At 66.3% G+C, this 11,574-nt stretch carries 11 protein-coding genes and 1 pseudogene; 6 read left to right on the top strand and 6 right to left on the bottom strand.

The window, feature by feature from the left end; all coding sequences use genetic code 11:
• Positions 1-349 (bottom strand): annotated as a pseudogene (locus ASG86_RS20800) (hypothetical protein); the annotation flags it as partial.
• Positions 350-626: 277 nt separating this feature from the next.
• On the opposite strand from ASG86_RS20800, the gene ASG86_RS14755 reads away from it, so the two are divergent.
• The 3 genes from ASG86_RS14755 (at position 627) to ASG86_RS14745 (ending at position 2,288) form a co-directional block, all read left to right on the top strand.
• The gene (locus ASG86_RS14755) at positions 627-827 is read left to right on the top strand and encodes a hypothetical protein (RefSeq protein WP_043450767.1); all 201 of its coding nucleotides are present in this window, start codon (positions 627-629) and stop codon (positions 825-827) included.
• Between the two features lie 71 nt (positions 828-898).
• Positions 899-2,008, top strand: a complete 1,110-nt coding sequence (locus tag ASG86_RS14750) for a WD40/YVTN/BNR-like repeat-containing protein (RefSeq protein WP_056335837.1) — start codon at positions 899-901, stop codon at positions 2,006-2,008.
• Entirely contained in the window at positions 1,968-2,288 is a 321-nt protein-coding gene (locus ASG86_RS14745) for a MoaD/ThiS family protein (protein ID WP_440152975.1), read from the top strand. The genes ASG86_RS14750 and ASG86_RS14745 overlap by 41 nt, the downstream gene beginning before the upstream one ends.
• 73 nt (positions 2,289-2,361) lie before the next feature.
• On the opposite strand, the gene ASG86_RS14740 is transcribed toward ASG86_RS14745, so the two are convergent.
• From ASG86_RS14740 to ASG86_RS14725, 4 genes are all read right to left on the bottom strand, one after another.
• A complete protein-coding gene (locus ASG86_RS14740) occupies positions 2,362-2,598 on the bottom strand; it encodes a hypothetical protein (protein WP_018762891.1) in 237 nt (78 codons plus the stop codon).
• Positions 2,599-2,735: 137 nt separating this feature from the next.
• Entirely contained in the window at positions 2,736-3,962 is a 1,227-nt protein-coding gene (locus ASG86_RS14735) for a pyridoxal phosphate-dependent aminotransferase (RefSeq protein WP_056335831.1), read from the bottom strand.
• A 38-nt stretch (positions 3,963-4,000) separates the two neighbouring features.
• Entirely contained in the window at positions 4,001-5,695 is a 1,695-nt protein-coding gene (locus tag ASG86_RS14730; protein WP_056335828.1) for an alpha-amylase family protein, read from the bottom strand.
• The gene (locus ASG86_RS14725; protein ID WP_056335825.1) at positions 5,692-6,720 is read right to left on the bottom strand and encodes a TIGR03885 family FMN-dependent LLM class oxidoreductase; all 1,029 of its coding nucleotides are present in this window, start codon (positions 6,718-6,720) and stop codon (positions 5,692-5,694) included. The genes ASG86_RS14730 and ASG86_RS14725 overlap by 4 nt, the downstream gene beginning before the upstream one ends.
• Before the next feature lie 160 nt (positions 6,721-6,880).
• Between ASG86_RS14725 and ASG86_RS14720 the strand changes: the two genes are divergently transcribed.
• Positions 6,881-7,804 (top strand): AEC family transporter, encoded by a 924-nt coding sequence (locus tag ASG86_RS14720; RefSeq protein WP_056335822.1) that lies wholly within the window; start codon positions 6,881-6,883, stop codon positions 7,802-7,804.
• Between the two features lie 62 nt (positions 7,805-7,866).
• Positions 7,867-8,955 (top strand): ATP-dependent DNA ligase, encoded by a 1,089-nt coding sequence (locus ASG86_RS14715; protein ID WP_056335819.1) that lies wholly within the window; start codon positions 7,867-7,869, stop codon positions 8,953-8,955.
• A 120-nt stretch (positions 8,956-9,075) separates the two neighbouring features.
• Here ASG86_RS14715 and ASG86_RS14710 read toward each other — a convergent pair whose 3' ends face one another.
• On the bottom strand, positions 9,076-10,395 hold the full coding sequence (locus tag ASG86_RS14710) for an MFS transporter (protein ID WP_056335816.1): 1,320 nt from the start codon (positions 10,393-10,395) through the stop codon (positions 9,076-9,078).
• Between the two features lie 235 nt (positions 10,396-10,630).
• Here ASG86_RS14710 and ASG86_RS14705 point away from each other — a divergent pair, with 235 nt between their 5' ends.
• Positions 10,631-11,497: an IclR family transcriptional regulator gene (locus tag ASG86_RS14705; protein ID WP_200946272.1), complete on the top strand. Its 867-nt coding sequence runs from the start codon at positions 10,631-10,633 to the stop codon at positions 11,495-11,497.
• Positions 11,498-11,574: the final 77 nt, after the last annotated feature.

The raw sequence follows: 11,574 nt of genomic DNA, 5'->3' as shown, positions 1-11,574 counted from the left end.
TGTTGGTGCCGCCTCCGCCGTTGCCGCCGSCGTTGTTGGTGCCGCCTCCGCCGTTGCCGCCGSCGTTGTTGGTGCCGCCTCCGCCGTTGCCGCCGCCCGGCTGCACAAGCACCAGGGGCATCACTTGATTGTTCCAGTTGTTCCCCAGCAGCAGCGTGGGCGCCGCAGGGATGACGTCTGTCGAGTGCTGATCCTGCCCGCCTGTGCCGTTGAGGGTGAATTCCAGCGGTATCAGGGCGCTTCCGTCCGACGGGGCGGGCACCGCCCTGTCGGAAGCCGCGATGGCGGGTGCGGTCAGGGTGATGAGGCCGAGCCCCACCACCCCAAGTGTGGCAAAGGTGCGTTTCATGTTGTCTCCCCATATGTGTGAAACGGACCATGGCAACGAAAGGCCAGCGGTGACGCTGTATGCCCCAGCAGCACGGTCAGCTTGCTTTGAGATTTCAGGCTAGGGGCCGCCTCCCGGGGCAGTCGCCAGTAGGGGATACTCGTCTTTTTCCGGCAGCGGCTGGCCAGGTTACTTGCCAGTACCCGAAACCCTGCCGGACACACCTGCTTCCGCTGCAGCACCTTGTCCACGGTCGGGGCCGCGCCTAACGTTTAAATCGACCCAAGGAGCGTACGTCATGGAAATCTTCATGTGGTGGCTGGACCTGGACCTGGACAGCAAGGAGTGGCTGCGCGGGAACCTGCGAGCCGAGGAACTGCCGCTCCCGGTCCTCCAGGGCATTGCCGAAGCCGGCGGCCCGCACCCCGGCAATCCCGCTGCGGTACTGACGGCTGCGGACTGGGACTTCATCGAAACGCAGTCCGAGTTCGTCGACTGAGGCCCCTGCCGGATCCGAAGGGGGCACCGCAGGGGTGAAAACCATTGCGGGCGGACCCGTCCGGTGGTTGCATGGAGCCCATGGCAACGGCGGCAGAATCATTCGTCCTGGCAATCGGCACCAAGAAAGGGCTCTGGCTGGCCACCAGCCCGGACCGGCAGGAGTGGTCCTTCACGGGCCCGCACTTCCTCATGGCGGAGATCCCCAGCATCGGGATCGACACCAGGGAGGGCCGCACCCGCATCCTGGTGGGTGTCCGCAGCCCGCACTGGGGACCGACGGTGGCCCACTCGGATGACCTCGGTGCCACCTGGTCCGAGCCGGAACAGGGCGCCATCACGTTCCCGGAGGATACGGGGGCAGCACTTGAGCGCGTCTGGCAGATTTACCCGGACGCCGAGTCGCGTCCCGGAGTTGTGTGGGCGGGAGCCGAACCGATCTCCGTCTGGAAATCCACTGACGGCGGTGAGCACTTCGAGCTGAACCGCGGCCTGTGGGACCACCCGCACCGCAGTGAATGGGGAGCGGGCTACGGCGGGGCGGCGGCGCATTCGATCGTGGTCCAGCCGGCCGGGGAAACGGTGCACGTTGCCATGAGCACCGGCGGCGTATACCGGTCGCTCGACGGCGGCACCTCCTGGGAAGCACGCAACAAGGGCATCTCGGCTTACTTCATGCCGGACCCCAACCCGGAGTTCGGCCAGTGCGTGCACAAGATCGCGGCGGACGCAGCGGTGGAAGGACGCCTGTACGCCCAGAACCACCACGGGGTCTACCGGACGGACGACAACGCAGACAGTTGGAGTTCCATCGCCGAGGGCCTGCCTGCCGACTTCGGGTTCGTAATGCTCACGCATCCGCGCCGGGACGGCACCGCCTGGGTTATTCCGCTGAAGGCCGACGGCGAACGCATCCCTCCCGACGGAAAGCTCGCCGTCCACCGCACGGACGACGCCGGGAACACCTGGAAGCGCCTCAATACCGGGCTTCCGGAGCACGAATACAACAGCGTGCTCCGGGACGCAGCGGCCGTGGACACCGCGGATCCCGCCGGGGTGTACTTCGGTACGCGCGGCGGGGCCGTCTATGCGAGTGCGGATGAAGGGGAGACCTTCAGGGAGGTGGCGTCCCACCTGCCGGATGTGTTGTGCGTCAGGGCAGCCGTGGTGGCAGGTGCCTGAGATTTCGCTGCTGCTGCCCAGCGTCCTGCAGCCCCTGGCTGGCGGGCAGTCGGTGCTGACTGCACCCGCGGACGGGCCGGTGACGGTAGGAAGCCTGCTTGATGCGGTGGCCTCCGACTATGCGGTGCTGGGCCGGCGGCTTCGTGACGAAACCGGCGCGCTACGGCGGTTCGTGAACATTTACGTCAACGGTGACGAGGTGCGGCGGTTGCACGGCCTGGATACCGAGGTGGCGCCGGGCCAGGAGGTCCTGGTGATCCAGTCTGTCGCTGGCGGCTGACCGTCTGACATAGAGACGGGTAAGGCGGCGGGCAGCCCTTACTGGCTACGCCCGCAGCCCCACGTCCAGTTCGTTATGCCACACGCCAAACGCTGCACTCGTCCGTATTGATTGCCTTCCGGACCCCCGTGATCCGGTCCAGGATCCACACCACTCCGATGCCGGGCGCCGTTTCCTGCACGCTGCCGCGGCGGATCACCACGTCGTCGTAGGAAGGACCCACGGAGAGGCGGGCTTCGATTTCGTCACCGCGGTGGAGCTGGTCCAGTGCGCGGACTCTGGTTACATGCGTGGTCGCTTTCTTCAACATCGGGGGCCTCCTGGCTGGAGCTGGTGCCGGCTCTTGCCTGCACTACCCAGTGTGGGCCGCGAATGTTGCGCAGCGGTTTCCCCGCGGTTAGCGTGCGGTTAGTTCTTCGCGCCGCACCGGTTTCATGTCTGTGGCTTTCAGGCGTCGCTGCCGTTGCGGTAGGCGGCAAGGAAGGCGGAAATCCGCCGGACAGCTTCCTCGATGTCCAGCACCGAGGGCAGGATGACGAACCGGAAGTGGTCCGGGGCGGGCCAGTTGAAGGCCGAGCCGTGTGAAATCAGGATCTTTTGGTCCCGGAGCAGGTCCAGGACGAATTTCTCGTCATTGGCGATGGGGTAGAGTTCCGGGTCCAGGCGGGGGAACAGATACATGGCGCCCGACGCCGGCACGCACGTTACGCCGGGAATGGCAGTAAGGAGCTGGTGGGCAAGGTCCCGCTGCTCGCGCAGCCGCCCGCCGGGCTGCACCAGGGCCTCGATGCTCTGGTAGCCGCCCAGGCAGGTTTGGATGGCGTGCTGGGCAGGAACGTTGGCGCACAGGCGCAGCGAGGCCAGCAGTTCAAGGCCTTCACGGTAGGCGGCGGTAGCGGCAAGCGGCCCCGTGATGGCCACCCATCCTGCCCGGTAGCCCGGCATCCGGTAGGCCTTGGACAGGCCGCTGAAGGTCAGGCAGCACACGTCCTCGGCCACGGAGGCGGTGTGGATATGCGTGGCGTCTTCGTAGAGCACCTTCTCGTAGATCTCGTCGGAGAACAGGACCAGGTTGTGCTTCCGGGCCAGCGCCGCGAACTGTTCCAGGATGTGGCGGGGGTAGACGGCGCCGGTGGGGTTGTTCGGGTTGATGATCACGATGCCCTTGGTGCGGCTGGTGATCTTTGCTTCGACATCGGCCATGTCCGGCCACCAGTTCTCCGCCTCGTCGCAGAGGTAGTGCACCGGCTTGCCGCCGGTCAGGGTCACGGCGGCGGTCCACAAGGGGTAGTCGGGGGCCGGGACCAGGATTTGGTCGCCGTTTTCCATGAACGCCTGCAGGCTCATGGAGATCAGTTCGCTGACGCCGTTGCCGATCACGATGTCCTCGACCCCGATGTTCATCAGGCCACGCGTCTGGTAGTACTGCGAGATGGCGGTCCGTGCCGTGAAGATGCCTTTTGAATCGCTGTAGCCCTGGGCGCCGCGGAGGTGGTGGATCATGTCCACCACCACGGATTCCGGCGCCTCGAGGCCGAACGGTGCCGTGTCCCCGAGGTTCATCTTGAGGATCCGGTGTCCCTCAGCCTCCATGTTCTTGGCAGCCTGCAGGACCGGGCCCCGGAGTTCGTACCGGACGTTTTCAAGCTTGCTGGAGTGCTGCATTGCGTGCATGGTTGATCTTTTCACAAAGCACGACGGCGGGCGGCGGGTTACGGTGCCAGCCGGTCGCCTTTGCGGTGCATACGGAACCAGCGGTAGCCGTAGCGCCCCAGTTCCACTGTGAAACTGCCGTCGGGCTCCAAGGGGGCGTTCCCGCCGTCGAACAGGTCCAGCAGCATGGCGTCCCGGTATGCCTGGCGCGGGCCATCCTCCGGTCCCACGCGTCCACTGACCAACACCGGCTCTTCGCCGAAGTTGTGCAGCAGCACCAGCGTCCCGCCGTCGGAACTGCAGGTGTGGGCAAAGACCGCAGGTTCCGGCTGGTCGATGATCCCGAACGAGCCCCACCCCAGTTCCGGTGCCTCGCGGTAGCGCGCGATCAGCGTTGCCATGAAGTTGAACAGCGATTCCGGGTCCCGCTTGGCCGCAGCGGCGTTGACGTTCTCGGGCCCATAGTCGCCGCGCACCAGCGGGGCCACCAGCTCTGAGGCCTTGGCATTGGAAAACCCGCCGTTCTTCTCAGTGTTCCACTGCATGGGGGTGCGTACTGCGGCGCGGCTCTTTTGCCGGAGATCCTCACCCATGCCGATCTCCTCGCCATAGAACAGCACCGGGGTGCCGGGCAGCGAGAACATCAGGGAATACACCATGCGGATCCGCTCCTGGTCTCCACCGAGCATCGGGGGCAGCCGGCGCCGGAGGCCACGGCCGTAGATCTGCATGTTCTTGTCCGGCCCGAACGCGGCGAACACTTCCTGCCGCTCGCCGTCGCTGAGCTTGTCCAGGGTCAGTTCGTCATGGTTGCGCACGAACATGGCCCACTGGTTGTCCGGGTTGATCGGCGGCCTGCTCTTGAGCGTCTCGGCCAGCGGGCGCGCGTCCTGCCTGGCGAGGGACAAATAGATGTGCTGCATGGCCAGGAAGTCGAACTGCATGTTCAGTTCATTGCCCTCGGGGCCGCCGTAGTACTCCAGCTGCTCCTTGTAGGGCAGGTTCACCTCCCCCAGCAGCACGGCGCTGCCGTTGCGCCGGTTGATGAAGCTGCGCAGCGCGCGGAGGTAGCCGTGCGGGTCGATGTTGGCGGCCTCGTCCTTGGGCTGGCCCCGCGTCTCCAGGAAGAACGGCACGGCGTCCAGCCTGAAGCCGTCAAGCCCCAGTTCCAGCCACAGTCCCATGGCCTTGGCGATCTGGTCCCGCACGCCGGCATTGGTGACGTTGAGGTCCGGTTGGTACTTGGCGAACATGTGCAGGTACCACTCGCCGGTGGCCTCATCAAGGGTCCACAGCGAGTTCTCCTCCCCGGGGAACACCACCTCCGAGGACGTGTCCGGGGGAGTGTCCTTCCGCCACACATAAAAGTCGCGGAACGGGTTGTCAGTGGATTTCCGGGCTTCCGCGAACCAGGGGTGCTGGTCCGAGGTATGGTTCACCACGAAGTCGGCGATGACCCGCATGCCCCGGTCCTTCGCGGCGCGGATGAATTCCACCAGGTCACCCAACGTGCCAAGGCGGCGGTCCACGCCGAAGAAGTCCGTGACGTCATAGCCGTCATCGCGGTCCGGGGACGGGTAGAACGGCATCAGCCAAATGCAGGTCACGCCCAGCGCAGCGAGGTAGTCCACCCGCTGGGTGAGGCCGGCGAAATCGCCGGTGCCGTCGCCGTCGTCGTCGAAGAACGTCTCCACGTCCAGGCAGTAGACCACCGCGTTCTTCCACCACAGATCCGAGGTCTCGGCGATCCTCATGCCGGGGTGTCCGACGCCGGGCTGGCGGTTGCCGCCGCAAGCTGCGGTTCCGTGCCGGCCGGGTGAGGGGTGCGCACCTGCGGAAGCACCTCAGCGGCGAAGGCGTCGATAAAGGCCTCCTGCTGCTGCCCCACGAAGTGCAGGTACAGCTCATCGAAGCCCAGCTCCGCATACCCGGCCAGCCAGTCCACGTGCCGGCCAAGGCTGGCGGAAACATTGACCGCGCTGCGGACCTGTTCCTCGCCCACGTGCTCGCCCACGCCGTCGAAATGGCCCGCGGAGGGCAGGTCCCAGGGAATGGGCGGTGCGAACGTGTTGGTCCGCCACTGGTCCAGGGCGACGGCCGCCGCTTCCTGCTCGCTGCCGGCCCAGGACAGGTGCACCTGCAGCACCGCCTTGCCCTTGCCCCCGCTGTCGCGGTAGGCGGCGAGCATGTCCCGCAGCTTCGGCGCCGGCTGGTTGACGGTGACCAGGCCGTCCGCCCAGGCTGCCGCGCGGCGGGCCGTGTCCACGCTGATGGCAGGAGCGATGAGCGGGGGCGGGGAGTCGGGGACGTCCCAGATCCGGGCCTGCTCCACGGTGACCAGCCCGCGGTGGCTGACCTCCTCCCCGCGGTGCAGGCGGCGGATCATGTCCACGCATTCTTCGAGCCGGCGTTGCCGGATGTCTTTGGTCGGCCAGGCGTCGCCGGTGATGTGCTCGTTCATGTTTTCGCCGCTGCCGGGGGCGAACCAGAACCTGCCTGGGAACATGCAGGCCAGGGTTGCGGAGGCGTGGGCGATGATGGCCGGGTGGTAGCGCTGGCCGGGTGCGGTCACCACGCCGAACCGCAGGCTGGTGGTGGCCATCGCAGCACCCAGCCAGGACCATGCGAAGCCGGAGTGCCCCTGCCGGGCTGACCATGGCTCGATGTGGTCGGAGCACATGGCCGCGTCAAAGCCGGCGCGTTCGGCGTGCTGGACGTCCTTGAGCAACTGGCCGGGACTGATTTGTTCGTGGGATGCGTGGAAGCCGACGGTAACCATCGTTAAGCTGTACCGTCCCGGCGGCGGCCTGTCGAGGGGTTCCTGGGCTGTGGGATGGCCAGGTACCGAAAGCAGGGGCACTTGTCCGATAAGTTTAAGACTTGTAATACTGTGCCCTTCCGGGCGCAGGGTGCGGCGGAACCGGAAGGAAGTACCCCACGTGGGCGGTGTGCTCATTGGACTGGCGGTGATCGGCGTGGTCATCGCCGTGGGCTATATCGCTGCACGGTGCGGGTTGGGTGACGAACCCACCATCTCTGCACTGACCCGCACCGCCTTCTTCATCACCAACCCCGTGCTGCTCTTCACGGTGGTGCTGAAATCGGACCTCTCCGTGGTCTTTTCCGCCTATGTTCCGCTCGCGCTGATCACGGCGGCCGTCACGGCGCTTCTTTATGTGGCCGCCAGCAGGATCTGGTTCCGGAGGTCGCTGGCCGAAACGGCCGTCGGCGCGATGGCCGGCTCCTACGTCAACGCCAACAACATCGGCATCCCCATCACCCTGTACGCCCTGGGGGACGCCACCCCCGTGGCCCCGGTCCTGCTGGTCCAGTTGCTCCTGTTCGCCCCGCTGGTCCTGACCCTGCTGGACCTCTCCGAAGCCGGCCGGTTCTCGCCCCGGCTCATGCTGACCCAGCCCTTCCGGAACCCCATGATCATCGCCTCGCTCCTGGGCGTGGTCCTGGCCGCGTTCCACGTGCAGCTCCCGGCCCCGGTGATGGCGCCGCTGACGCTCCTGGGCGGCGCGGCCGTCCCGGTGGTGCTGCTGGCATTCGGAATGTCGCTGCACGGAACCAAAATGCTCCGAAGCGGCGGCCACACGGCCGAAATCCTCACCGCCACGGCACTCAAGTCCGCGGTGATGCCGGCGGTGGCGTTCGTCGTCGGCCGCTTCCTCTTTGACCTGGACCACCGCATGCTGCTGGGCGTGGTGCTCATGGCGGCGCTTCCCTCGGCCCAGAATGTGTTCCTGTTTGCCAGCAAATACGGGAAGGGCGTGGCCGTTGCGCGGGAAACCATCCTGCTCTCCACGGCCGCCGCGGCGCCCGTGCTGGTCCTGGTGGTCTGGCTGCTCGCCGGCTGAAAACCCTCCCGGTGCCGTGCCGCCCTACCGTCCAGGGCACGGGCCGGGCAAGAATGGGCACTATGGAACTTCCCGTGATGCCGCCCGTCCCGCCCATGCTCGCCAAGGCCGTCAGCGGCATTGACGGCATCCCAGGCGGCGGTGACCTCAGCTACGAGCCCAAATGGGACGGCTTCAGGTCCATCATCTTCCGTGACGGGGACGAGCTGGAGATCGGCAGCCGCAATGAAAAGCCCATGACCCGCTACTTCCCGGAGCTCGTGGCAGCGCTCAAGGAAAACCTGCCGCAGCGCTGCGTGGTGGACGGCGAGATCATCCTGGTGGGCGCCTCCGGCGACCGGCTGGATTTCGACGCCCTGCAACAGCGCATCCACCCCGCCGCCAGCCGGGTGAAGCTGCTGGCCCAGCAAACACCGGCGAGTTTCGTGGCGTTCGACCTCCTTGCGCTGGACCGCGACGACTACACCGGCAGGCCCTTTTCTGAGCGCCGGGCGGCGCTGGAGAAGGCGCTCGCGGCCAGCAGCGCGCCGGTCCACCTCACGGCGGCCACCACGGACAAGGACACCGCCGCCCAGTGGTTCGAGCAGTTCGAGGGGGCCGGGCTGGACGGCATCGTGGCCAAACGGCTGGACGGCCGGTACGAGCCGGACAAGCGGGTGATGTTCAAGGTCAAGCACGAGCGCACCGCGGACTGCGTGGTGGCAGGCTACCGGCTCCACAAGAGCGGCCCGGACGCCATTGGCTCCCTGCTGCTGGGCCTGTACAAGGACGACGGCGGCCTGGCCAGCGTGGGCGTGATCGGCGCCTTCCCCATGAAGCGACGCAAGGTATTGTTTGACCAGCTCCAACCGCTGGTGACGGATTTCGACAACCACCCCTGGGCGTGGGCCAAGCAGGAAGAAGGGGAACGGACGCCGCGGAACGCCGAAGGCAGCAGGTGGAGTGCCGGGAAGGACCTGTCCTTCGTGCCGCTGCGGCCCGAACTGGTGGTGGAGGTCCGCTACGACCACATGGAGGGCGACAGGTTCCGCCATACAGCCCAGTTCAACCGCTGGCGGCCGGACCGGGACCCGGAATCCTGCACGTACGAACAGCTGGAGGAACCGGTCAACTTTGACCTGGCCTCGGTGCTGGAGACCGGCCGGGAGTAGTGCGTCCCCACCAGGTCTCTGCCAAACCAGCCCAGTTTTAACAGGGGAAAGCCCGCCATTTGGGGGAATGGCGGGCTTTCCGGCTTCAAAACCGGGCCAGTGTGGCGCTTTTTGGCGCTCCTACTTCAGGCCCAGCAGCTTGGTGGGGGTCCGGAAGGACTCCTTGGCGGTCAGTGCGGAGACTGCTGCGATGGCGCAGATGATGGCGGTGAAGATGCTGATCTGCACCCAGCCGCCGGGCTTGATGCCGCCCATGGCAGCCACGATGGCCGGTGCGAAGCCTGCCATCAGGAAGCCCAGCTGGGTGCCGATGGCCAGGCCGGAGAAGCGGACCTTGGTGCTGAACATCTCGGCGTAGAAGGACGGCCAGACGGCGTTGGAGGCGGCGTAGCCGAAGGAGAAGAAACCGATGGCGGCCACGAACATCAGGGGCACGCTGCCGGACTCGAGGCTGAGCAGGAACAGCGGGGTCAGGATTGCGCTGGCCACGGCGCCGTAGATGAAGACGGGCTTGCGGCCGATCCTGTCCGCGAGCTTCCCGAAGAGCGGCTGGGTGCCCAGGGCCACCAGGTTGGCGCCGACGACGAGCCAGAGGGTGGTAGTGCCGTCCACTCCGGCGACGGTCTTGGCGTAGCTGATGGCCAGCGTGCCGAACACGGTGGAGACAGCGGCGATGAAGGCGCAGGCGACAACACGCAGGACGTCGCGCCAGTGGCCCTTGAGGAGGTCGGCGACGGGGAGCTTGGAGATCTGGGCGTTCTTCTGGGCTTCCTCGAAGGCCGGGGGTTCGTGCAGCGTGCGGCGGATGAAGAAGGCAACGACGACCACCACGGCGCTGAGCCAGAACGGGATGCGCCAGCCAATGCCGTACTTGATCTCGTCCGGCAGGGCCAGGACGGGGATGAAGACCAGGGCGGCGAGGATCTGGCCGCCCTGCGTACCGGTGAGGGTCCAGGAGGTAAAGAAGGACCGCTGGTTGTCCGGGGCGTGCTCGAGGGTCATTGAGGAGGCGCCGGCCTGCTCACCGGCGGCAGAGAGGCCCTGGCAGAGGCGGGCGATCACCAGGAGGGCCGGAGCCCACCAGCCGACAGTCCGGAAGTCGGGGAGGCAGCCGATCACGAACGTCGATGCGCCCATGAGCAGCAGCGTGAACATCAGGACCTTCCGGCGGCCCACCCGGTCACCGAAGTGGCCCAGGATGATGGCGCCCACGGGACGGGCCACGTAGGCGAACCCGAAGGTGGCGAAGGACATGATGGCAGCGTTGGTGTCTGCATCGGGGAAAAAGACCTTGGGGAAGATCAGCGCCGCAGCGGATCCGAAGATGAAGAAGTCATAGTATTCGACGGCGCTGCCCAGGAAGCTGGCGAGGGCGGCCTTCTTGGGCGTCCCGGCGGAGGTGAGGGCACCCGCCCCGGCGGACGGAAGTGTCTGGCTCATGGTGTTCCTTTGGTGTGACGACATTGTCGCGGATGTGAATCTGGGGGTCGCAGCCGCCGCTGCCTTGGTGCGGGCGGGGCGCGATGCGGCTGGAGTCCGGAAAAGACCCGAACATTCGTAGCCACATGGTGGGAGCTACTTGTGCGATATAGAAACTATGACTGTGAGGGCAGTCACCTGTCAAGAAAATACTCACCATCTAGAAATAGCTCTCACATTGTGGGAACATCGATCTATGAGTGTGAACCAAACCACAGCGGTCAATGAAGAATCCGCTGCTGCCGTCCCCGCCGCCGTAGAGCCCGTGAACGCCATGCCCCCGGAAGCCAAGGTTGGCGGCCGTCCCGCGGACCGCACGGACATGGTGGGCAAAGCCCTGGGCCTGCTGGTCCTGCTGGGCGACGAGCCCCGGGGTGCCAGCGCCGCGGAGATTTCCCGCCGCGCGGAACTGCCCTTCAGTACCACCTATCGCCTGCTTGGATCCCTGACCCGTGACGGCTTTGTGGACTACGAGCCGGACGGGCGCCGCTACCACCTGGGCCTGCGCATCTTCCAGCTGGGCCAGCGTGTGTCCAATCATCATGGTTTCGCGGGTACTGCCACGCCGGTCCTGCGCCGGGTCACCGCCGAGACCGGCGAAGCAACCATCCTCAGCGTCCGCGACGGCCACCATCACCTGACGGTCAGCAAGGTGGACGGTCCCCAGATGTTCCGGGTGACCAGCGACCCCGGCCACCTGGGCTCCCTGTCCACCACCGCCGTCGGGAAAGCCCTGGTGGCCTTCGCCGAGGATGCGGAGCGGGAAAGGCTCCTGGTGGAGTTGCCGCTGGAAGCGCTCACCGCAAAGTCCATTACCGACCGGGATGCCTTCCGCGCCGAAATAGAGCGGGTGCGCCGGCAGGGCTACGCCGTCATGGATGAGGAAAATGAGGCCGGCATGCGCGCCGTGGCCGTCCCGCTGCTCAACAGCCAGGGGCATGCCTTCGCATCCCTGGCAACCGCGGTACCGGTGTTCCGCCTGGGCCTCGAGGAGCTGAAGGCCCACGTTCCGTTGCTGCAGGAAGCTGCCGCGGAGCTCGCCGCCAGGCTGCCGCAGCGCTAGCAGCCAAGAAATCCCCTCGTTTAGGCCTCTTGTTCGCATCTAGAACAAGAGTGCGATAAGTGAACAATTGATGTACC

It is taken from the genome of Arthrobacter sp. Soil764, from assembly GCF_001428075.1.
Classification (GTDB): domain Bacteria; phylum Actinomycetota; class Actinomycetes; order Actinomycetales; family Micrococcaceae; genus Arthrobacter.
Note: the sequence above shows the minus strand (reverse complement) of the source record. Positions and strands in the feature narration are given on the sequence as shown.